The sequence below is a fragment of the Maribacter sp. 4G9 genome (assembly GCF_002742265.1).
Taxonomy (GTDB): domain Bacteria; phylum Bacteroidota; class Bacteroidia; order Flavobacteriales; family Flavobacteriaceae; genus Maribacter.
The window spans coordinates 30,017-53,223 of record NZ_MDGL01000054.1; the positions used below are offsets into that span (position 1 = coordinate 30,017).

General features: G+C 41.5%; 22 protein-coding genes. 8 read left to right on the top strand and 14 right to left on the bottom strand.

From position 1 onward, the window contains the following. Positions 1 to 32 precede the first annotated feature (32 nt). The 6 genes from BFP75_RS07770 to BFP75_RS07795 all read right to left on the bottom strand — a co-directional run bounded on the left by BFP75_RS07770 (position 33) and on the right by BFP75_RS07795 (position 7,004). Positions 33 to 2,213 (bottom strand): TonB-dependent receptor, encoded by a 2,181-nt coding sequence (locus tag BFP75_RS07770; protein ID WP_099544677.1) that lies wholly within the window; start codon positions 2,211 to 2,213, stop codon positions 33 to 35. Between the two features lie 630 nt (positions 2,214 to 2,843). Then, on the bottom strand, positions 2,844 to 3,149 hold the full coding sequence (locus tag BFP75_RS07775) for a hypothetical protein (RefSeq protein ID WP_099544678.1): 306 nt from the start codon (positions 3,147 to 3,149) through the stop codon (positions 2,844 to 2,846). A 233-nt stretch (positions 3,150 to 3,382) separates the two neighbouring features. Next, entirely contained in the window at positions 3,383 to 5,482 is a 2,100-nt protein-coding gene (locus BFP75_RS07780) for a DUF4301 family protein (RefSeq protein WP_099544679.1), read from the bottom strand. Beyond that, a complete protein-coding gene (gene pnuC / locus BFP75_RS07785) occupies positions 5,443 to 6,075 on the bottom strand; it encodes a nicotinamide riboside transporter PnuC (protein WP_206073516.1) in 633 nt (210 codons plus the stop codon). Before pnuC ends, BFP75_RS07780 begins: the two co-directional genes overlap by 40 nt. Beyond that, on the bottom strand, positions 6,059 to 6,319 hold the full coding sequence (locus tag BFP75_RS07790) for a hypothetical protein (protein ID WP_099544680.1): 261 nt from the start codon (positions 6,317 to 6,319) through the stop codon (positions 6,059 to 6,061). Before BFP75_RS07790 ends, pnuC begins: the two co-directional genes overlap by 17 nt. 43 nt (positions 6,320 to 6,362) lie before the next feature. After that, positions 6,363 to 7,004 carry a 4'-phosphopantetheinyl transferase family protein gene (locus tag BFP75_RS07795; RefSeq protein ID WP_099544681.1) on the bottom strand — a complete coding sequence of 214 codons (642 nt, stop codon included), beginning with the start codon at positions 7,002 to 7,004 and terminating at the stop codon, positions 6,363 to 6,365. Between the two features lie 80 nt (positions 7,005 to 7,084). Between BFP75_RS07795 and ahcY the strand changes: the two genes are divergently transcribed. The 3 genes from ahcY (at position 7,085) to BFP75_RS07810 (ending at position 10,382) form a co-directional block, all read left to right on the top strand. After that, positions 7,085 to 8,401 carry an adenosylhomocysteinase gene (ahcY, locus tag BFP75_RS07800; RefSeq protein WP_099544682.1) on the top strand — a complete coding sequence of 439 codons (1,317 nt, stop codon included), beginning with the start codon at positions 7,085 to 7,087 and terminating at the stop codon, positions 8,399 to 8,401. A gap of 149 nt (positions 8,402 to 8,550) precedes the next feature. Continuing rightward, positions 8,551 to 9,846, top strand: coding sequence for a M20/M25/M40 family metallo-hydrolase (locus BFP75_RS07805; RefSeq protein ID WP_099544683.1), 1,296 nt, complete (start codon positions 8,551 to 8,553; stop codon positions 9,844 to 9,846). 14 nt (positions 9,847 to 9,860) lie between these two features. Next, entirely contained in the window at positions 9,861 to 10,382 is a 522-nt protein-coding gene (locus tag BFP75_RS07810) for a 5' nucleotidase, NT5C type (protein WP_099544684.1), read from the top strand. Positions 10,383 to 10,435: 53 nt separating this feature from the next. Here the strand turns inward: BFP75_RS07810 and rpmA are convergent, their stop codons facing one another. From rpmA to BFP75_RS07825, 3 genes are all read right to left on the bottom strand, one after another. Beyond that, entirely contained in the window at positions 10,436 to 10,696 is a 261-nt protein-coding gene (gene rpmA, locus BFP75_RS07815) for a 50S ribosomal protein L27 (RefSeq protein ID WP_099544685.1), read from the bottom strand. A 42-nt stretch (positions 10,697 to 10,738) separates the two neighbouring features. Beyond that, complete coding sequence (gene rplU, locus BFP75_RS07820) at positions 10,739 to 11,407, bottom strand: 50S ribosomal protein L21 (protein ID WP_099544686.1); 669 nt, start codon at positions 11,405 to 11,407, stop codon at positions 10,739 to 10,741. 100 nt (positions 11,408 to 11,507) lie between these two features. Then, positions 11,508 to 11,891, bottom strand: coding sequence for a DUF4199 domain-containing protein (locus BFP75_RS07825; protein WP_317044515.1), 384 nt, complete (start codon positions 11,889 to 11,891; stop codon positions 11,508 to 11,510). A 241-nt stretch (positions 11,892 to 12,132) separates the two neighbouring features. On the opposite strand from BFP75_RS07825, the gene BFP75_RS07830 reads away from it, so the two are divergent. The 3 genes from BFP75_RS07830 (at position 12,133) to BFP75_RS07840 (ending at position 16,114) form a co-directional block, all read left to right on the top strand. After that, positions 12,133 to 13,455 carry a M16 family metallopeptidase gene (locus BFP75_RS07830; protein WP_099544688.1) on the top strand — a complete coding sequence of 441 codons (1,323 nt, stop codon included), beginning with the start codon at positions 12,133 to 12,135 and terminating at the stop codon, positions 13,453 to 13,455. Between the two features lie 7 nt (positions 13,456 to 13,462). After that, complete coding sequence (locus BFP75_RS07835) at positions 13,463 to 15,535, top strand: M16 family metallopeptidase (RefSeq protein WP_099544689.1); 2,073 nt, start codon at positions 13,463 to 13,465, stop codon at positions 15,533 to 15,535. A gap of 156 nt (positions 15,536 to 15,691) precedes the next feature. Further along, a complete protein-coding gene (locus BFP75_RS07840) occupies positions 15,692 to 16,114 on the top strand; it encodes a hypothetical protein (protein ID WP_099544690.1) in 423 nt (140 codons plus the stop codon). 100 nt (positions 16,115 to 16,214) lie between these two features. Here the strand turns inward: BFP75_RS07840 and BFP75_RS07845 are convergent, their stop codons facing one another. The 5 genes from BFP75_RS07845 to mutY all read right to left on the bottom strand — a co-directional run bounded on the left by BFP75_RS07845 (position 16,215) and on the right by mutY (position 20,696). Then, positions 16,215 to 17,162, bottom strand: a complete 948-nt coding sequence (locus BFP75_RS07845; RefSeq protein WP_099544691.1) for a pyridoxal-phosphate dependent enzyme — start codon at positions 17,160 to 17,162, stop codon at positions 16,215 to 16,217. 12 nt (positions 17,163 to 17,174) lie between these two features. Beyond that, the gene (gene gldD / locus BFP75_RS07850; protein WP_099544692.1) at positions 17,175 to 17,729 is read right to left on the bottom strand and encodes a gliding motility lipoprotein GldD; all 555 of its coding nucleotides are present in this window, start codon (positions 17,727 to 17,729) and stop codon (positions 17,175 to 17,177) included. Beyond that, the gene (locus tag BFP75_RS07855; protein ID WP_410504082.1) at positions 17,719 to 19,047 is read right to left on the bottom strand and encodes a gliding motility-associated protein GldE; all 1,329 of its coding nucleotides are present in this window, start codon (positions 19,045 to 19,047) and stop codon (positions 17,719 to 17,721) included. Before BFP75_RS07855 ends, gldD begins: the two co-directional genes overlap by 11 nt. 22 nt (positions 19,048 to 19,069) lie before the next feature. Further along, positions 19,070 to 19,531, bottom strand: a complete 462-nt coding sequence (locus tag BFP75_RS07860) for a single-stranded DNA-binding protein (RefSeq protein WP_099544694.1) — start codon at positions 19,529 to 19,531, stop codon at positions 19,070 to 19,072. A 115-nt stretch (positions 19,532 to 19,646) separates the two neighbouring features. Then, positions 19,647 to 20,696, bottom strand: coding sequence for an A/G-specific adenine glycosylase (gene mutY / locus BFP75_RS07865; protein ID WP_099544695.1), 1,050 nt, complete (start codon positions 20,694 to 20,696; stop codon positions 19,647 to 19,649). 126 nt (positions 20,697 to 20,822) lie between these two features. On the opposite strand from mutY, the gene BFP75_RS07870 reads away from it, so the two are divergent. After that, positions 20,823 to 21,113 (top strand): HU family DNA-binding protein, encoded by a 291-nt coding sequence (locus tag BFP75_RS07870; RefSeq protein ID WP_013306152.1) that lies wholly within the window; start codon positions 20,823 to 20,825, stop codon positions 21,111 to 21,113. A gap of 257 nt (positions 21,114 to 21,370) precedes the next feature. Then, the gene (locus BFP75_RS07875; protein ID WP_099544696.1) at positions 21,371 to 22,918 is read left to right on the top strand and encodes an Rne/Rng family ribonuclease; all 1,548 of its coding nucleotides are present in this window, start codon (positions 21,371 to 21,373) and stop codon (positions 22,916 to 22,918) included. Positions 22,919 to 23,207 lie beyond the last annotated feature (289 nt).

Sequence of the window (23,207 nt, forward strand, 5' to 3'; positions counted from 1 at the left end):
ACTTGGGACTTACAATTAGTTACTTGCTACCTTTAAAAATTTACCGTGGTGCCCAATAAAAAGTTGATACCGGCCTGAGGATAATATCCGGCGCCCTCTACAGTAGTAATGACGCCAGGATTCGAAAAGTCATCATCGAACGTAAAGAAATATCCATTCGATACGATAGCGGCATCAAATAGGTTATTTACCAAGCCCGAAAATACAATGTTCTTTATAAAACCATTGAAGGGTAGTTCATACTGAAAATTTAAATCGGTCTGGGAATAGGCATCCAATACGGAGCTTTCGGCATCTATATTGCCCATATATTGTTTGCCCACGTATTTGGTCAACAGGGAAACCTGAAATGCCTCAACCGGACTATAGGTTATCAAGTTTCCTGCAATAATATCTGGGGAGTAGGCGATGTTGGTATTCCCCAGATTTTGCAGTACACCGTCCCTTTGAAACACAAAATCTCTATTTTTATTGGTACTTAAAGTAACGTTAGGTCTCCAAGTAAATTTATCGCTTATTTGCACTTGTGCGTCAACTTCCAGCCCCAAACGGTAACTATCCCCCACATTGGCCCTTAGCGGGGCCCCAACATCGTTCAGTTCACCGGTCAATACCAATTGGTCCTGATACTTCATATAGTACAAGTTCGTGTTCACTTGAACATCTGGAGAAATATAGCGCCACCCCAATTCCCAATCGTCCAATTTTTCCGGTCTTGGGCTTCCATTTTCATAGTCGTTCCTGTTGGGTTCCCTATTGGCACGGGCATAGGAGAAATAGAAATTATTGTTCCGGTTTAAATCATAGGTCACACCTGCCTTGGGGTTGAAAAAGTCGAAGGTATCATCCACCAAACCTGTGTCCTCGCCATTGGCCCGATAACCAACGGTTCTGTACTGTAGGTCACCGTAGAGCGACCAACGGTCGTTAAGCTTGTAATTAGCCTTGGAATAGAAGTTAAAATCCGACTTTTTGGAGGTGTCATCATAATAGCGGTCCCTGTACTCACTATTGCTGGCAAACCTTGCCCAAATGACTTCCCCAAAATGATCCCCTTCATAATTGTTCCATCCCCCTCCAAGAATAAGGTTTAGGTTTTCCTTGTTATAGGTTGCGGAAAAGACCGTTCCGTAAAAATCATTGTCCAACCAACGCCGTCGGATCAGGTCAGTAGTGTTCACTTCTTCCCCATTCACGTTGAGTGGTTCAAAACCATAGGTTTCAAAAGCATCGTCTTCCCTAAACTGTTCAAAAAAACCCCTTCCCCGGGTGTAATGCAAGGCGATGTTGGTACTCCAAGAATCGGACAACCGTTCGTTCCACAATAATTGGGCATGGTCCTGCTTATAATCGTCCACCTCGTTTTCATAGAATTGAATAGTACCATTTTCGTCCGTATAAATTCCCGAAGGATTGAAGGTCCTATCCGTACGTAAGGTCTCGGCATCAATACCGTACCAAGCTTGGTAAGTGATTTCATGACCTCCAAAAAGCAAGGCCTTGATCAAGGTATTGTCATCTTTGTAGGCCCCTTGTAGAAAATAGGAATCCAGATCTGATGAAGCCCTGTCGATATAACCATCGGAATTTATCCTGGACAACCTCCCTGAAATCTCGACCCTGTCGTTCAAAAGACCGGTGCTGAATTTCATATTACGCCTAAACGTATTAAAACTGCCGTACGAGGAAGAAACTTGCGCATAGGCATCTTCGGAAAATCCATCGGTCAACAAATTAAGACTGGCACCAAAGGCTCCGGCTCCGTTGGTAGAGGTTCCCACGCCACGCTGTAGCTGTAAACTCTCGGTAGAGGAAGCAAAATCGGGCATGTTGACCCAAAACGTCCCTTGCGATTCCGCGTCGTTGTAAGGGATACCATTAATAGTGACATTTACCCTTGTGGCATCGCTACCGCGTACGCGTATACCTGTATAGCCCACTCCGGCCCCAGCATCGGAGGTCGTAACCACCGAAGGCAAAAAGTTCATTAAAATAGGAATGTCCTGGCCCAGGTTTCTTGGTTTGATATCTTCCTTTGTTAAATTGGAAAAGGTTACCGGGGACTCCTTGGTAACCCGTACTGCCGATACAAATACTTCGTCCAGTACTACTTTCTTCCCTTCAAGGGAATCCGTTTCCGCTGGTTGTTGTTGGGCGTACGCGCCCATGGTTAGGCCCAGTAAGGCCAATGTTGCGAACATAGATTGTTTCATTCGTAAAAGTGTTACGAATAAAAGGGGCTATTATTCTAAATTAAACTTGATTTTTGTCCATCTAAGGACCTTTGATAATCCAAATTTGGCGTTTGCCATCCCTTGGCAGCATTACCTGCCCAGGTTCATTGGGTATAATCTCAGCTTCCTCCTTTTAAGATTCGGCACCCCTTTGAGATGGCGCAAAAATACATTGCTTGTTTCAATAAATCAATATAGGCCGATAAAAAATTGAAAAAAAAAGGGAGCCGACTGACCAGCTCCCTTTACCACCATCAAGCTATATTACAGAACCAAACCTAGGGTACAACAACCAAAACCTTTTGAAAACTCCCTAAACAGGACTATTACAAATCGCATTAGCCTATTTCTGTTGAATCATCCTGAAACTTAATGGTCCCTTTACAGTTAACGGTTAGTGTTTGACTTTCGAGGGTTTTTAAATTTCTTTACAATTAGTAAGACACAGGAAGCGTCTTTTGGTCACATCAAATGAAAAATTTACCCTAGAAATAATTAAAAACTTCTTTAAACCGACTTTTCGTGGGGATGTTCTAGTGGGATATCAATTGGATTAAATAGTCAAAAAAAAGACCGCAAGGCGGCCTTTAATAAATTATTCTATAATGATTACTTCTTCTTTGTAATCCAATTTCCATACGGATCAATATAGACCGTACGTCTAGTGCCGCTTTTTAAAACCATGATCAGTTTGAAAATTCCTTTTGAATTTCTGTAGGCCGCTCCCAATTTAGAGGTTGGATATTCTTTTAATATTTCTTCCACAACGGCGGGAGTCAGTTCGCTGGAAGGGATTCTTTCGTAATCGTCATTTATTACTTCAATTTTTGAAATCTTGTCCATTTGGCAAGGATTTGCATGGGTGTTCAATATCGTTCCAAAAACAACTACGCAAATTATGATATACTTTTTCATTATATGATCTATGTTAATGATTCGTACTTATCGTTATTTACGAAGCCTTAACCAAATTGGATGTTCAACTATAAAGATCTTTGCTTTTTTTAACGGAAAAGAAGATAGAAAAGAGGCCATATCCAGAATATTTCCAAAACATAAACCATTATGGCCGATGTTAAAACACTACTATTTGGAATAAAAAAAGTGTGTAACAAGTACACACTTTTTAAACTTACTTCTTGGTTAATTTAAGCCTGATGCGAACCCTTTAATAAATCTAAAACCGTCTTCACCGGATTAAAGGTTACCAAAGGCACCTCTACCATAATGGTATTCCAATGTGCCATGGCACCGTTCCAAAGACCTGGAAGCTCCAAGGCCTTTAATTCCTTTCCATTCATGGTTTTGCCCGTTATAAATCCCTGTTTAGGGTCTACAAAGTCCAACAGGTTGAATTTATTTCCTTTGTAATCACGAATTCCGCAAACCAAGTCCACCGGATTAAAATGGGTAGAATTTTGCAAAATATCCACTTGCTCCGGGTTATCCATATCTATTTGGGCGGATTCTATGATCTGAAGTGAAACCTCCCCATTGGCATTTCTAATCCAGAATGGTCCCCCACCGGGTTCCCCTTCGTTCTTGACCATGCCACAAATACGGATAGGCCTATTGATTCTATTTTTAAGTAGCGATATTTTAGCATCCGTTGAGAAGGAATCAAAATCCTTAGTAAACTTCACATTTAATTCGTCCGCCAAAAACGAGGTTATTGTACTGATACCATCTTCTGAAATAGCACCTTCATCCAACATTTTAGCATATTCAAAAGCCTTCTTTTGGACTTTTAACAAGACCCCGGCCAAAACTTTTTTACTGTCCGCCACGGCCTTGGCATCTTGCATTACCGCCACATTGTCTATGTTCTTTATAAAAATAACATCGGCATCCTGATCATTTAAATTTTCGATCAAGGCACCATGTCCACCTGGTCTGAACAAAACGGCACCATCCGTATTCCTAAATGGTTTATTGTCCATGTCTACGGCAATCGTATCCGTTGAAGGTTTCTGAAACGAATAATCCACGGTATAGTTTATCCCTGTTTCTTTGGAAACCCTTTCCCCTACAAGGTTCAACTCTTCCTTAAACATTTCTTCATGTTGTTCAGAAATCGTAAAATGCAGCTTACTTCCATTGGTGGAACTTGCATACAAGGCACCTTCTTTCAAGTGTTCCTGGAAAGGGGTTGCCGTGTTATCGCCATATTTATGAAAAGGCAATAAGCCCTTGGGGTAAAAGCCATAGTTTAAGGCATCTTCGCCTAACAGTTCCTTTACGAATAAATAGACCTTTTCCCCTTGAGAATTAAAATTCTTGGGTAGCCTGTCCATAACCTTTCTGTAAAAAGGCATTTTTTCCAGACCTTCCGAAAGCTTTTTTATATCCTTGTCACCCGTCCTTTCCAGGTAATCCCCGAGGGATTCCTTGGCAGGGTCATAGCTATCCAAAAAAGAAAAAAGAGCCTTGAACATTCTAGAAGCTGCACCGGATGCAGGCACGAACTTAAGTATTTCCAAATTGGATGCTTTAGATTCATAATAATGGATCAACTCACTTTCTTCCTCCTCACTAAAACGAAGAATGCCGTTACCTACTACGGCGGCACTTTGTAAGTCCACAAAGGGAATGCCCTCCATAAAGGTATTGATCTGATTCTCGACTTTTTCCTTGGCAATCCCCTTGTTTGCCATTTGTTTTATATCCTGTTCAGAAATTGCTATCATTTTTGTACGTAATTTATCTATGTGTTCGACTGCACGCTTTAAGCGCTCTTTTTTATTTCCCTTTAAGATAATAAAATTGCGTTCATACTTTTCCAAGGTAGCCTTAAAATATTCGAACATCTGCTCCCTTTCATTAGGTTTGTCCCTAAGGTCGTCCGCCTCCCAAGGAATATCTATATAGGTTAGCAAGTAAAGGTCATATTGGTTCTCTAAGGCGTATTTTTCAAGTACCGGGTCACAGTTTCCAATATAATATGCTTCGGAATATACTTTAGTTTCCAATAGATCGGTATCGCAAACAAGAATTTCCGTTGCTTTTTTGGTCAGTTCGTTTTCCAGTCGCATTTGACCTTCGGCGATAGGTAACAAATCTTCCGGCTCACAGGTCTTTCGTTCGTTGTTCCATTTGTTCTGAAGATATTCCCGTGCATATTCTGGAACCCAGACCGTATTATAATGTCTTGCGAGTTGTTCCGATAAGGTGGTCTTTCCTGTCGATTCCGGACCAAAAAGAACTACTTTTAGGACGTTCGAAGGCTGTTGTCTATACTTTTCTTCCATTCAAAATAACCTTGGATAGCCAAGATGGTAAATATAAGATATTGCAAGGAAAGCATGCCCCAGCCCCTGTAGGCATATAATGGCACCGTAATTACATCGGCCAAAATCCAAAGTGTCCAATTCTCCAATTTTTTAAGGGCCATGTACCACATTCCTGTAAAGAAGACACCCGAGGTAAAAATATCAATATAGTTTGATGGACCTACTTCCACATCAAAAATTCGGTATACGATATAGGTAACGACCATTGTTAGAAGGAAAAGTACAAAACCAATAATTTTCTCCTTTGCATTGGTCCTGGAAATATGTACGACCTTTTTATTGTTTTTAGTCCTGGCCCAATTCCACCAACCGTAAACACTCATGATGGAGAAATAGAAGTTCATCATCATATCACCTAACAACTGGTCCCGATACAAAAGATACACGGTAAGGACCGTAGCTACCAATCCCGTAGGGTACACCCAAATATGTTCCTTTTTTGCGTACCAGACACTTAATATGCCGGTAACAAAGACAATGGCTTCGATTACAATAATGAAGGTCTCCTTATCCCGGTAGGGCCCGAGGAAAAAATCAAAAATGGGGCTCATACGCGCTTCTATCGGACTTCACCAATTTCATATACATAAGTCCTTTGTCCATGAGTTCAAAGGCTGTTTTGATTTCGGTTTTAAGCACTTCCATCACCGTATCATAAGGACCAAAAACCTGGGTGCTTAAAGGATTTTCCAAAATGACCAGACCGGAATTTCTCAGTTTTTTGATAAAGTTGATGATATGTTCCTCAAAATCGTCCTGTAAAGGGGAAAAGGTAAGTTCTACGGATATATCCATGAAATTATGTTTTGGTAAAGATATTTGATTCTAGGCGCAAAAACTATCCTGTTTTTTGCCTAATGCCATAGACAAGGGTAAAACCTTCAAACTCCATAAAATGCACATGGTACTGGGAAACCTGCCCCTCAAAGATAATTTCGGCAGTTGTTTGAGTGTCAGAAAAGGAGAAATCGGCCACATGGATATGATGTAGAAAACTGATGCCCTGTTGCCCGTAAATTTTGTAGAGCGATTCCTTGGCTCCCCAAACGATGGTCAGTTTTCGGATAATGGCCTCCGTATTTGCCAAAGTCCGGTACTCTTCAAAAGGGGTGAACTTATGCGAGATCCTAAGAATCTTTTCCCTGTTCTTTTCTATATCGATGCCTACCTCCTCCGTTTTACTAACGATAATTGCCGTAAAATGATGTGAGTGGGTAATGGAAATAAAATTGCCGTCCTTCAAATGGGGTTTCCCAAATTCGCTATAATACAAATCCTTATCCTCGTATCCATAAAGCGCCATTAGATGTCGAATACTTAAGAAAGCCCTCCGGTGCAATTCGGATTTCATACCGTTATATCGGGTCTGACATTGTGATGTCAACCGGATGCCCTGTTCCAGAAAAGTTTCGGTCTCCTCTACCTTCCAAATGGCTATGGAAGTATTCAAATTTACTGTTATAGTTTTGTAAAGAGGCATTGATTTTTCATGTATTTTGTACCTTTGAAACTTATAAAATAGCTAGTCGTAGTTAAACGAAAGTAAAAAGAAAATAATATATGAGCACAACAACCATTCCCTACATTCCTTTCAAGGTCAAAGATATGAGTCTTGCAGCATGGGGGAGAAAAGAAATAGAACTGGCGGAAGCCGAAATGCCCGGTTTAATGTCCCTGCGTGAGGAATACAAAGACGAACAACCCTTAAAAGGGGCGCGTATTGCAGGTTGTTTGCACATGACCATTCAAACGGCGGTTTTAATAGAGACCCTCGTGGCCTTGGGAGCAGAGGTCACTTGGAGTTCGTGTAATATTTTTTCCACTCAGGATCAAGCCGCTGCCGCAATAGCGGAAGCTGGTATACCCGTATATGCTTGGAAAGGAATGAACGAAAAGGAATTCGATTGGTGTATTGAACAAACGCTTTTCTTTGGTGAGGATAGAAAACCTTTGAACATGATCTTGGACGACGGTGGAGACCTTACCAATATGGTATTGGACAAATATCCGGAGTTGGCCAGTGGTATTAAAGGGTTATCCGAAGAAACGACTACCGGGGTACATCGTTTATACGAGCGAGTTAAAAAAGGAACACTTCCAATGCCTGCTATAAACGTGAACGATTCCGTTACCAAATCCAAATTCGATAATAAATATGGCTGCAAGGAAAGCGCCGTAGATGCCATTAGAAGGGCCACGGACACCATGCTTGCCGGAAAAAGGGTGGTCGTAGCTGGTTATGGTGACGTTGGTAAAGGTACGGCCGCTTCCTTTAAAGGAGCCGGTTCCATTGTAACGGTTACTGAAATTGACCCTATTTGCGCATTGCAAGCCTGTATGGACGGTTTTGAAGTGAAAAAATTGGAAACGGTGATTGGCAATGCCGATATCGTAATTACCTCCACAGGTAACAAAGATATCATTAGAGGGGAGCATTTTGAGGCCCTTAAGGATAAGGCCATCGTCTGCAATATTGGCCATTTTGACAATGAAATCGATATGGCATGGTTGAACAAAAACTATGGCGATACCAAGGACGAAATAAAACCCCAAGTGGATAAATACACCATCAATGGAAAGGATGTGATTGTTCTTGCGGAAGGAAGGTTGGTAAACTTAGGATGTGCCACCGGTCATCCAAGTTTTGTGATGAGTAACTCCTTTACCAATCAGACTTTGGCACAAATCGAACTTTGGAAAAACCACGGAAATTATGAAAACCAGGTGTATATGTTACCAAAGCACTTGGATGAAAAAGTGGCGAAATTGCATTTGGAGCGCCTTGGGGCCGAATTAACGGAACTTAATGAGGAGCAAGCGGAATATATTGGGGTTACGATTGTAGGACCTTTCAAGCCTGATTATTACAGATACTAAACCCAATACTTTCTAAATAAAGCCCTTACAAAAATAGTAAGGGCTTTATTTTTTTATGCTAATGGTTTTTCTTTACTGGATTATCCGTTAAATTCACGCTTAGAACTTAAACCCAAAGTTGAACCTCCATTTATAGATCACAAAAGCGTATGAACAAAAAATTTTTAATAGCCTTGACAACCTTGTTGGTCGTACATATTTCAAAGGCACAGGATGACATTTCAATCGACAAAAAATATGCAAAGGAAATTGATCGGTTGGCCAAGGATAAAAAGGTACGATCTGCTTTTGGGTACATTGAGGGGCAAAAGGAAGAAACGACCTTAGATCATATTGCCCTTACCGAAATTTTGGCCGCACCGTTTAAGGAGGATAAAAGAGGAATAGCTTTCGCCAAACTACTTGAGGAGGCAGGCGTGGATAGTCTATGGACGGACAAGGCAGGAAATGTAATAGGCCTTAGGAAGGGTACGAGTGGAGAATCTGGATATGTGGGGATCGATGCCCATCTTGACGTAGTATTTCCGGAAGGTACGGACGTTTCCGTCAAAAAAGTTGGTGACACCTTGAAAGCCCCTGGCGTTGGAGATGATACAAGGGCTTTGGCCAATCTCATTTCCATGTTGAAAGGCATGAACAAAGCAGCCCTAAAAACGGAAAAGGATGTACTCATAGTTGGGTCGGTAGGTGAGGAAGGATTGGGCGATTTGCGGGGAATGAAATATATATTCAATGAATCCGGAATGGATATCGATTCCTGGATCGCCATAGACGGCGGGAGCATGGGAAGAATCAGCAATGCGGGATTGGGTTCCAAAAGGTATAAACTTGTGGTCAAGGGAAAAGGAGGCCACTCATGGGGAGCCTTCGGACTTGCCAACCCGCACCACGCACTGGGTAAGGCTATTGACCTATTTTCCAAAGCTGCTTGGGACTATACTTCCGGCGACATTCCAAAGACCAGTTTTAACGTGGGCCGCATGGGTGGTGGCACTTCCGTGAATTCCATTCCTTTTGAATCCTGGATGGAGGTGGACATGCGAGCCATCAGTCCAAAAAACCTGGATGAAATCGAAGAAATTTTTAAGTCATCGATAGAAAAGGCAATAGCCGATTATAATGCCAGCGGTATTGAGGATCAAGTAACCTATGAACTCATCAAGATCGGTGACAGGCCCTCGGGCGAACTGCCTGCGGATATTGCCTTGGTTCAAAGGAGCATGGCCGCCACCAAATATTTTGGCGGTACGCCCTCATTGGGTAGGGGCTCCACCAATATCAACATTCCCGTTTCCAAAGGCATCCCGGCCGTATGCATCGGCAGGGGCGGTTCTGGAGGCGGGGCGCATTCCTTGCACGAGTGGTATGTGAACGACGAGCCATCCGAAGAATCCATTAAACTCGCTCTAATGATTACCTTGGCTCAAGCCGGATTGAGTAAATAAAAAGAGAGTAGCCTATGACAATTTATGTGGATATGGACGAGGTTTTGGCAGATACCTATGGCGCCCATATAGATCTTTACAACAAAGAATTCAGTGGCAATCTCACCGAAGAGTTCTGTATGGGTAAGGAAGTTTGGCACGTGGTACCCGAAGCTCATCAGGCAAGTGTTAGGAACCATGCTAGAAGAAGGGGATTCTTCAGGAATTTAAAACCTATTGCCAACAGTCAGGAAATCTTAAGGCAACTGGCTGAAAAATACGAGCTCTATATCGCCTCTGCGGCCATGCAATTCCCTAATTCCCTGGAAGAAAAAAGTGATTGGCTGGATGAACATTTCCCTTTCATTCCATGGCAGAATAGAATTTTATGTGGTCACAAACATATTTTAAAAGGAGATGTTCTGATTGACGATAGAAGTTATAACCTCACCAATTTTGATGGTAGACCCTTACTTTTTACTTCTCCCCATAATATCCATACAACAGGTATTGAGCGGGTTAATTCTTGGCAAGAGGTAGCTAAAAAACTCCTGTAATAACAAAAACCCTCACAATGTGAGGGTTTCATTTTTTTTGTAGCGAACGTTTATTAAGCTTCAAAAGGCTCAATGGAAACATAGGACTTACCGCCCGCTTTTTTCTCGAATTTTACAAGACCGTCTACTCGGGCATGTAACGTATGGTCCTTACCGGCATATACGTTCTCACCTGGATTGTGTTTTGTACCTCGTTGTCTAACGATAATGTTACCGGCAATTGCCGCCTGGCCACCAAAAATCTTAACGCCCAAGCGTTTCGATTCTGATTCCCTACCGTTTTTAGAACTACCTACACCTTTCTTATGTGCCATAATTTTAAGGTTTTATATTGTTATACTTTGAAAGCAACGCGGTTAAGCCTTACCTCCGTCTAATTCGTCTTGCCATTTCTTCAACTCATCCCACTTACCTTCAGCAGCCAATTTGGCTTGTGCAGGCCATGTATCCGTAACGTGGTTACCTCTTACATCAGCAATGATTTCAGCGATTTTCTCAGGAGTTGATTTAGCTAATTCTGCAAATGTCGTAATACCTGCGGCATTCAATGTTTCTGCAATTTTTGGGCCGATCCCCTCAACCTTTTTAAGGTCATCTGCAGTAGCTTTTGCTTTAGCAGCCTTTGGTTTAGATGCAACCGACTTCTCAACCGGGGCCTCCTTTTTAGCCGTAGGTTTCTCTTCCTTCTTGGCCGGTTCCGCTTTTTTAGCACCTTTTGCCACTATGGATTCAATAACAATCTCTGTCAAAGATTGTCTGTGTCCATTTTTCTTTCTGTAACCCTTACGTCTTTTTTTGTGAAAAACGATTACCTTATCTCCTCTAAGGTGTTTAATGACTTTGACCTCAACAGCGGCTCCGTCTATAGCTGGGGCGCCAACAGTTATGTTCTTACCATCGTCCAAAAGAAGTACATTGTCAAAAGTCACCTTTTTTCCTTCTTCCGTTTGTAAACGGTGAACATACACTTTCTGGTCTTTTGCAACTTTAAATTGCTGCCCTGCCATCTCTACAATTGCGTACATAGCGTTAAAAAAATGTATTGTTAAAACCTATTGGATTTTTTCCAAAGGCGGGTGCAAATATACTGCTTATTCCTTAACTCACAAGGGATTTTTAAGTATTTTATCCCCTTCCTTTTTTTAAGTTATTGGACGGTTTGAAAAGTTGCATAAACGAAAGTGTGAGCACCAAGGACGTCACGAATCCCATGGTTGCCACCACTAAAAAAACAATGGCCTCAAAATTTTCATATTCCTTGGCCCATTTGGTGGAAAGCTCTTCCAAAAATCCGGGTGCCAACTCCGTAGAATAAAAGGCGAAAAACAGCGTAAAAATAAGTGTGGCCAAGCCTCCCGTAACCAGGCCGGCAACAAAACCGGTACCATATTCGAAAGTATCAGATCTTTTGATTTTTAGGTATTTTATAGTTTCATAAATACCAAATCCGGTAATAATCACATTAAATAGACTATAGAAAACATTGGTATGAAGTTCCAATAATGCCAAAATCAAAAAATAGGCGATAAGGCAGGCACTTGTTACGATTCCAAATCTGATGGGGAGTGTATAATTCTTAATTTCGTTTCTTTTTATTCTTATAAGTTAAGAAATCTTGATCTAAAATGTAACCAAAACGATGACAAAAGGACACCCGGCAATAAGACTAACCCTACAAAAAGAGTATTTTAGCGTAACATTTCCAATAAAACAATACTAATAGTATTGAAGAACACTAAACATTAAAAAAATGAAGAAAAATTTAATTGGGGTTGTCGCTCTTTTAGTTTCTTGTACACCACTTCTTGCGCAAGAGGTCGAATACGAAGAATATGATCTTGAAAATGGGCTTCATGTAATCCTTCACCAAGATAATACGGCTCCTGTGGTGACTACCTCGGTCATGTACCATGTTGGCGGTAAAGACAGAACGGAAGGCAGGACAGGGTTTGCACATCTTTTTGAACATTTGTTATTTGAAGGTACCAAAAACATAGAAAAAGGAAAATGGTTTGAGATCTTATCCTCGAATGGGGGTACCAACAACGCGAACACGACCCAGGACAGAACCTATTATTACGAGGTTTTCCCGTCCAACAATCTTGAGCTGGGGCTTTGGCTGGAATCTGAAAGAATGCTGCATCCCGTTATCAATCAGGATGGTGTGGATACCCAAATCGAAGTTGTAAAAGAGGAGAAACGACTGCGATATGACAATTCGCCCTATGGCCAATTACTTCCTGTTTTAGGGGAAAATCTTTTTGAAAAGCATCCCTATAAAGATCCCAACATAGGGTATATGAAGGATTTGGAAGCTGCCACCTTAGAAGATGTTAAGGCCTACAATGAAAAATACTACGTACCCAACAATGCGGTACTCGTTGTTGCAGGTGATATTGATATAGTAAAAACGAAAAGTCTCGTACAGGACTATTTTGGACCGATTCCAAAAGGTACCGATGTTTCCCGGAACTATCCAAAAGAAACTCCAATTACCACAGAAAGAAGGGTGCAATTCTATGACCCAAATATTCAAATCCCCGCTGCGGGGTTAGCCTACAGAACACCGGGTTTTAAGGAACGGGATGCCTATGTATTGGATATGATATCGACCTATTTAAGTGATGGTCCCACTTCGAAACTTTACAAGAAAATGGTGGATGACCAAAAACAGGCCTTACAGGTGGGAGCTTTCAATATTCCGCAAGAAGATTATAGCATGTATTTTGTCTTCGCCCTACCCGTTGGTGAGACTTCCTTGGATACCTTGATTTCCGAGATGGAAGAAGAAATTGCTAAAGTCCGTACAGAACCTATCTCAGAAAGGGATTACCAAAAACTTCAAAATAAGTTTGAAAATCAATTTGTAAACTCAAATTCAAGTGTTGAGGGTATTGCCAATTCGTTGGCCAGAAACTATATGTTGTATGGTGATACGGCATTAATCAACAAAGAAATCGAGATTTATCGTTCCGTGACCCGGGAAGAAATCATGGAAGTGGCCAATAAATATCTAAAACCCAATCAACGGGTCATTATCGACTATTTACCCGAAGAAAAACCTTCAAACTAAAACGGAAATGAAAAAGATACACCTATTTCTATTAAGTATATTTTTAACCACAGCTGTCCAAGCACAGGTGGATAGAAGTACCATGCCAAAACCAGGGCCTGCCCCTGAGATAAACCTGGATGAACCCCAAAGTTTCAGTCTTAACAACGGATTGAAGGTAATGGTCGTAGAAAACCATAAACTACCAACGGTTTCCATTCAACTGACCATTGATAATCCCCCAATTTTGGAAGGCGATAAAGCGGGCGTTTCCAGCTTAACGGGATCCTTGATGGGTCAAGGTTCCACCAATATCCCAAAGGACGAGTTCAATGAGGAAGTGGATTTTCTTGGCGCTCGACTGAGTTTTGGGGCGCAAAGCGCCTTTGCAAGTTCACTTTCAAAATATTTTCCTCGGATGATGGAGCTGATGGCCGATGCCGCCATCAACCCTAACTTTACCCAAGAGGAATTCGACAAGGAAAAAGACATATTGATAACCGCGTTAAAAGCTGAGGAAAAGGATGTATCTGCGATTAGTGGCAGGGTTCAACGGGCATTGGCCTATGGAAAGGACCATCCCTATGGGGAGTTCACTACTATTGAGACGGTTAACAATGTAAAATTGGAAGATGTAAAAACCTTCTACAGGGATTATTTTGTTCCTGCAAACGCCTATTTGGTAGTAGTTGGCGATGTAAATTTTGACGAAGTAAAGGAATTGACCGAAAAGTATTTTACATCTTGGACCAAAGCGGTTCCCCCATCGTTCACCTATAGCAAGCCAAAGGACGTTTACAATACTCAGATCAGTTTTGTGGACATGCCAAACGCCGTACAATCGGAAATTACGGTTCAGAACATTGTAAACTTGAAGATGAAGGATCCCGATTATCTGCCTGCATTAATAGCCAACCAAATCTTGGGAGGCGGTGGTGAAGCCAGATTGTTCCTGAACCTACGTGAGGATAAAGGGTATACCTACGGGTCTTATTCCGCCATTGGCGATGACAAGTATGAACCATCCAGATTTAGGGCCACGGCCAGTGTACGAAATGCCGTAACCGATAGCTCGGTAGTAGAAATCCTAAAGGAAATCGATAGGATCATCACCGAACCGGTATCGGAAAAAGAATTGAAAAACACCAAGGCCAAATATGCCGGTAGATTCGTTATGGCGCTGGAGCAACCCCAGACCATTGCCAATTATGCCTTGAACATAGAAAAAGAAGGGTTGCCAAAAGACTTTTACAAGACCTATTTGGAAAGACTGGAGAAAATAACGGTTGATGATGTTCAAAAAGCGGCACAAAAATATTTTAGTTCCTCCAACGCCCGTATTGTAGTTACCGGTAAGGGCAGTGAGGTGTTGGAAAACCTTGAAAAAGTGGAATTCAAAGGAAAAAAACTACCGGTGCTTTTTTATACAAAGACGGCGGAACGGACTGAAAAACCAAATTATAATGCCGCAACACCAGAAGGTTTGAAAGCGGAAACCGTCATTGAAAACTACTTAAAGGCAATAGGCGGGAAAGAGGCCCTAGAAGCGGTAGAATCCTATTCGATGACCGCAGAAGCGGAAATGCAGGGGATGAAGCTGAATTTAGAACTAAAGAAAACCTCCAAGGACCAGTTCATGCAGGATATCCAGATGATGGGGAACTCGCTAAGCAAACAGGTGCTGGACGGTGATACCGGCTATATGGTGGCACAGGGCCAGCGCAAGGATTTTTCTGAAGAGGAAATTATAAAGATAAAAGAAGAATCAGCGCCCTTCCCGGAACTGAACTATCTGGCCGCCGGAGGAATTTCTTTGGAAGGTACCGATATGGTGGGGGACAGGAAGGCGTATAAGGTCAAAATAACAGATAATAAATCGGCTTTTTACGACACTGAAACCGGACTAAAACTTCAGGAAGTAAATGTTTTGGAAATGCAGGGCCAGACCATGCAACAGACCATGATGCTCGAAGATTACAAGGAGGTGTCCGGAATTTTATTTCCATATAAACTGATACAAAGCATGGGGCCACAGAATATTGAGTTCATTGTATCGGAAATCAAGGTCAATGAAGGGGTCTCCCCGGCAGATTTTGAATAATCATACCTTCACAATGGTTTTAATGGGCCCACTTGAACTTCAAGTGGGCTTTTCTCATTTTAAATTTTATAACTGGAGTTTTAGTATATATAACTAATAACCCTATTTGGTATCTTTGCATCATAATTGATCTTATACTTTAATAAGAATACATACATGAAAAAATATTTTATCCCAATCCTAAGTTGCTTATTGCTTTTTATCTCATGCAAGGAAGAAAAGAAAGACGCAACCCCTACCCAAATGGAACAGGTGATGGCAATTCATGATGAGGTTATGCCCAAAATGGGACAATTGGGAAAACTGGTTGGTCAGTTAAAACCCATGGCAGATTCATTGGGGGCAGATTCACCCCAAGCCAAGGCGATGCGCGATTTACAGGATGCCAACAAATCCATGATGGATTGGATGCAAGGTTTTGGAGCTAGGTTTGAGCCGGAAGAAATCATGGATGGCAAGGAACTTAGCGAAGAAAAAAAGCAATGGTTGAACGAGGAGGAAGAAAAGGTCAAGGAAGTTAAGGAGAAAATAAATTCCAGTATTGCCAATGCTAAAACGCTTTTGAACCCCAAGAAGTAAATTCAATACAAATCTACCTATTTGGAAAGATATAGCTCAATTTCTCCTGTTGATGCTGTTATTTAGATATTACTTGGATAGTTTGCCAATACTAAAATATTTAAAATGGCAACTGGTTCAAATCCACATTACCACCGGAGATAATTATACCTACTTTTTTATTTTGAAACTCCAGGGGATTCCCTTGATTATCTTTAATCAAGGCCGCAAAGGCAACAGCGCTCGAAGGTTCGATTATGATCTTCATCCGCTCCCAAACGAGGCGCATGGCCAAAACTATTTCCGCCTCAGTAACCCGTACGATCTTGGAAACATTATCCTGTATTATCGGGAAATTAATATCGCCCAATGTGGTTCTTAAACCATCGGCAATAGTGTTTATGGTCTCATTCCCCTCGATTTTTCCAGAAATCAATGATCGGTACGCATCATCGGCCTCAAAAGGTTCGCCCCCAATAACCTTGCAATCCTGCCCAAAATATTTGGCTGACAAGGAAGAACCTGCAATTAAACCTCCCCCTCCTACGGGACAGAAAATAAAACTTAAATCTGGCTGTTCAGCCAGCAATTCCAAAGCTGCGGTTCCCTGACCTATGATCACATTCAAATCATTTGACGGATGTAAAAACACCGCACCTGTTTCGGCTGCAATTCTATCCGCCATGGATTGCCTGGCCTCCACCGTGGGTTCACATTCGTAGATATGTCCACCATAGGCAATAACACCTTCCTTTTTTACTTTAGGGGCCGAAGTGGGCATGACGATATGGGCCGTAATCCCTATGCTCTTGGCGGCCAATGAAACGGCCTGGGCAAAATTTCCCGAAGAGTGGGTAACTACACCGTTCTTTCTTTGTGCCTCGTTCAGCTCCAAAATGGCATTTGTAGCACCCCTGATTTTATAGGCGCCCGCCCTTTGAAAGTTTTCACACTTAAAAAACACCTTACATCCCAGACTTTCATTAATTAAGGTTGAGGTAAGCACCGCGGTCCCGTGGACAAAAGGAGCGATTCTATTGTGGCAATCAGTAAGTGCTTTTTTGTCCATCCCTTATAAAAATTACTTCCATTCCAAGGTTTCCATGATTCTTCTAATGTCGTTTTGCAGATAGGCAGCCGCCGGCAATATGGAATCATAGTTGGGTTTTACATAAAAATATACAGAACCTGCCAGAAAGTGTTCCGTACTATCGGTCACAAAGAACTGGGACTGGGATGCCGCGTTCCCCTGTACCTCGAACAAGGACCCAAAAATCTTTTTATTGGGGTTTACATAGGGTTGCTCCACAATATTATCGGCCTTAGCGGCATGCTCATAGCTGAGCCGCTTGGCATCCACGATCAATTTTTTCAGGTTGGAGTCTACCTTTATGTAAGTCAGAAATATGGCACCTTTCATCTCTGGGTACTCCAAGGAAAAGGAATTTTCAGAATCCAAATTGGGCGTTGCCAATTGATTGTATTGAAATTTGAAGTTTTCCGTTTCAAAAGGCGAAGATGCTCCCTCCGGATATTCCAAGCGCATTTGGGCCCTTGGTTTGGGTATGGCTTGATCTTCGCACGATCCTAAAAGCAGGACGATCACTAATATAAGTACGGATGTATCAAACTTCATGGGGCAATGTCACTTTAATTTGTTTTAATCTCTTTTTATCGAAACTTTCCACTACAAATTTATAATCCTTAAAAATAACCTCCTCGCCTCTTTTGGGAAAACTACCGGCCATCTCCAAAACAAAACCGGCTATGGTTTCTGACTCGCCCTTGTTTTCCTCAAAAATATCCTCATCGGTAAGCTTGATGACCCTATAGAAATCCTTTAGGGTCGTTTTTCCTTCAAAGACATAGTTGTAATCGTCCAATTTGGAAAAAACCAGGTCCTCATCATCAAACTCGTCGCTTATATCCCCAACTATTTCCTCAATGATATCCTCCAAGGTCACAATACCGGAGGTACCCCCATATTCGTCCACGACCACGGCCAAATGGTTTTTCTTGGTCTGAAAATCGGCCAAGAGATCATCCAATTTCTTGTTCTCCGGAACAAAGTAGGGTTCCCGTATCAATGACATCCAATTAAGGGACTTCCTGTCAAGGTAGGGCAGAAGGTCCTTTACGTATAAAACTCCCAGAACATTGTCCAAATTTTCCGAAAAAACGGGAATCCTTGAATATCCGTTCTTTTTGATTTCCTCCAATACTTCGGGAAACTTCATTTGATCGTTCAATGCGAAAATATCTATCCTAGGCCTCATGACCTGTTTGGTATCGGTATTCCCAAAAGTAACGATGCCCTGTAAAATCTTTTGTTCTTCCTTGGTGGTATCCCCATCTGAGGTAAGTTCCAGGGCCTGGGACAAATGGTCCACACTTAAATTCGATTTTTCCTTTCCCAGCTTATTGTATAAAAAGAGGGTTCCGGAGCGCATGGGCAGGCTCAAAGGGGAAAAGATAAAGTCCAATACCTTTAAGGGATAGGCCATGAAGTTGGAGAAGCTCAATCGGTTTCTATTGGCGTAGACCTTGGGCAATATTTCCCCGAACATTAGAATCAAAAATGTAGCTACGACCACTTCCAAAAGAAACCTGACCGATACAATATTGAATAGAACCGTATTTATTTCGGAGAACAGGGTGTCCCCTATCAAATTAAAAATCAATACCACGCCAATGTTGATGGCGTTATTGGCAATAAGTATGGTAGCCAATAATTTTTTTGGCCGTTCCAACAATCTTATAAGGATAGTGCCCCTATCCGTTTTCTGATCCTTTATTTCGTTGATTTCGGTCACCGAGAGTCCAAACATGGCCACCTCTGCCCCTGAAATGAGGGCAGAACATAAAAGAAGAAGTATCAAGACGGCGATATTGAGTGCGAATGCACTATCCATTGCCATAAAAAACGATGCCAGTGGTAAAGGGTCGGGATCCACTTTCTATAATTTAATATCCAAATTAGAAAGGTAGGTCATCATCCTCATCCTGACTCAAAGGTGCAGGTGATTTTGCAGGTGTCCTTTCATCATGCTGCATTGGTTGCGGCTGGGAAGATTGGCCAGAGCTATTCTCCATACTTTCCTGTTTTGTGGTCAAAAAGGTGAAGTCCTGCACATGTACCTCTGTAGTATAACGGGTATTCCCGTCCTCTCCCTGCCATTGACGGTTCTTTAAACGACCTTCAACATATACCTTATCACCTTTGCTCAAGTATTTTTCACAGATTTCAGCGGCCTTGTTCCGCACCACGATATTATGCCAATCCGTATTGGTAACGCGTTCCCCCGTCTGCTTGTTTGTATACGTCTCGTTCGTGGCCAAAGGAAAGCGCCCGATGCAACCTCCGCCTTCAAAATAGTGCATCTTGACTTCGTCTCCCAAATGCCCGATCAGCATCACTTTGTTTAATGTCCCGCTCATAGTTTTTTCACGTTTAAAATTACGTCAACTACCTGATATTTAATCATTACCCTATGTGTGGGTATGTAATTTGACTCGCAGAATCCCTCTTTTGGGTTTCTTCCCTTCAAAAGTACTAAAATTTAAATGTATTCATGAATTCCGCTATCAATACGGGCACGGGATAATTTTTCAGATTTGATACATCTATTGCATCCGTATGAAAAAAGGTCCCTTCCAATATCCAAAATTTGGTATGTAGATGCTGATGCGACAATTTATGGACAATGGTGTCCGTATTAAATAGGTTGATTTCTGGCGGTTTTTTGAATTTCAAAACCTCTGAATACCGAGTTTCTATTTCCTGTAATGTAACTTCACGCTCCGTTTCCAACAAAGGGAATTCCCAAAGGTTTTGCCATATCCCTTTTCCCTTTCTTTGACGCAGTTGCGTGTAAACCGCATCACTTTGCCGATGCTCCAAGGGTACCAAGTAATTAAAATAGCGCTTCTTAATTTTGGCCTTTCCAATTTTAACGGGCAAATTCTTGACACTTCCCTTCTCAAGAGCCTGACATTCATTGGCCAACGGACACACCGCACAGTTGGGGTTTTGAGGTGTACACTGTAACGCACCAAACTCCATAATGCCTTGATTGTAATCCCTTGTATTGCTGGTATGCAATACCTCAAGGGCCAGTTTTTTAAAATATTTGATACCCGCTGTACTGTTGATAGGTATGTCCACTCCAAAATAACGGGACAACACTCGGTATACATTGCCATCTACCACCGCTTGCGGCTCATTATAACAAATGGAAGCAATGGCACTGGCCGTATAATCCCCTACACCCTTGAGTTTCAATAAGTCCTTATAGGTTTTTGGAAATTCCCCTTTAAAATCATCTACTACCATTTTGGAGGCCGCATGTAAATTTCGGGCCCTGGAGTAATAGCCTAACCCTTGCCATAATTTTAGCACCTGCCCTTCCTCTGCTTTCGCCAAATCCCGAACCTTAGGAAAGGTATCTATAAACTTGTAGTAATAGGGTATTCCCTGCGCAACACGGGTTTGTTGCAATAGTATTTCAGACAACCAGATTTTATAGGGATCTACCGTATCCCGCCAAGGCAGGCTACGCTTATTTTCATGGTACCACGACAAAATTTTATCAGAAAAAGACATTCCCAAAAATAATAAGCGTCAAAAGTATCAGTTTAAATACTTAAAATTAGATTATTAGAAAGAAAGATTGAATTTAATTTATATATTTGCAACCCGAAAAAAATACAGAAAATCTAATATTGTAAGATGACGAAAGCGGAAATTGTATCGAAGATCTCAGACAAACTGGGAATTGAAAAAGGAGATGTACAAGCGACAGTTGAATCCTTTATGGAAGAAGTAAAGACTTCTTTGGAAAGTGGAGATAATGTGTACCTGAGAGGTTTTGGCAGTTTTATAATCAAGACCAGGGCAGAGAAAACCGGTAGGAACATCTCGAAAAATACTACCATCAAAATCCCCGCCCATAACATTCCTGCATTTAAGCCGGCAAAGGTTTTTGTTGAAGGTGTAAAAAGCAACGTACAAGTAAAATAATAATCTAAAAGAAGAACTTTATGCCGAGCGGTAAGAAAAGAAAAAGACATAAGGTAGCTACCCATAAGCGTAAGAAGCGCAGAAGAGCTAACCGACACAAGAAAAAGTAGTTTTAGAAACTACTTTTTCGTTTTAATACCTACGTTCCTTGACATAGAGATTCCAAAGAGACTCTCGGCAGATTTTTTAAATCTGTTTCAAGCATTGTTTAATCCATCTATCCTACACTAACTGGGGATAGATACAAATACATTCAGGTGAATAGAGAATTAATCGTAAGATCTAGTTCCAATGCCGTTGAATTTGCCATGCTAAAAGACGGAAAACTCACTGAACTCCATAAAGAGGAAGACAATAACGACTTTTCGGTAGGGGATATATTCCTTGCCAAAATTCGTAAACCCGTAACAGGTCTAAATGCCGCATTCGTTAATGTGGGTTACGAAAAAGACGCGTTCCTTCATTATCATGATTTGGGACCACAACTGTCTTCTATGTTGAAGTTTATTAAACAGGTGAGTACCGGAAAACTAAAGGATTATTCCTTAAAAAACTTTCCGTTCGAAAAAGATATTGACAAAAATGGTGTCATAACGGATGCCATTAAGGCCAATCAATCCCTTTTAGTGCAAATTGTAAAAGAACCGATATCGACCAAAGGACCCAGAATAAGTTCCGAGCTATCCATTGCCGGACGTTACCTGGTCATGGTGCCCTTTTCCGATCGTGTCTCCGTATCGCAGAAAATTGAAAGCAAAGAGGAGAAAGACCGATTGAAAAGACTTGTAAAAAGTATAAAACCAAAAGGTTTCGGGGTTATTATCAGAACGGTTGCAGAAGGCAAAAAAGTTGCGGAACTGGACAAAGACCTAGCAAACTTGCTGAATAAATGGTCGGCAATGTGCAAAAAATTATACAAGGCCCAGACGCCTTCAAAAGTATTAGTGGAGCTCAATAGGGCTTCCTCCATCCTTAGGGATGTCTTTAACGATAGCTTTACCGGAATTTATGTTGACGATCCCACATTATACGGGGAAATCAAGGACTATGTTGCCGAGATAGCCCCGGAGAAGGAATCCATAGTTAAACACTACAATACCAATGTCCCTATATTCGAAAAATTTGGAATAGACAGACAAATCAAGACTTCCTTTGGCCGCACGGCGACCATGAGCAAAGGTGCTTACCTTATCATTGAACATACCGAGGCGTTACATGTAATTGACGTCAATAGCGGTAACCGTTCCAACAAGGCCAAGAACCAAGAAGACACTGCATTGGAAGTAAACCTTTTGGCGGCCTCGGAAATTGCGAGACAACTTCGCCTAAGGGATATGGGAGGCATCATCGTAGTGGATTTTATCGATATGGTAAAATCACAACATAGAAAGAAACTTTTTGACCATCTTAGGGATGAGATGAAAGACGACCGGGCAAAGCACAAAATTTTACCTCCCAGTAAATTTGGGCTCATTCAAATTACACGACAGCGTGTAAGGCCCGAAATGAATATTAAAACAACCGAAGAGAATCCAAACAAAGGCGGACAGGAGATTGAAGCTCCCATCGTTTTGATCAACAAAATCAACGTGGATTTGGAACGGCTCTTGAAAGGACCTGCAAAAGACAGCAGCATAACATTAAACATACATCCTTTCATAGCGGCCTACATTTCAAAGGGATTCCCGTCCATTCGTACCAAGTGGTTCCTGGAACACAAGCGATGGATAAAGATTCAACCAAGGGATGCGTATACGTATCTCGAATACCGTTTTAAGAATAAGGACGGCAAAACAATATATTAAATATTAAAGGCGACTTCCAAAAGAGGTCGCTTTTTTTGTTTCCGATTTTAAAATCAAATTTTATAAGGTCTGTACTTTATCTTAATGGACCGGATAGCATCATTCCTTGAATTGAAGTGGTTTAAACTTTTTTTGGATCGAAAGACAGGGTTGCAGAGATTTGTGTTGTGAAACATAAGTCAAACCAAAACAACCCTTTATGTACTTTATTCTTGACAAAGATATGATAGAAGAATCAATAGTCGCATACCTTCCTTCACCTAGTCGTGGCTTTAACGTTACGGTACCC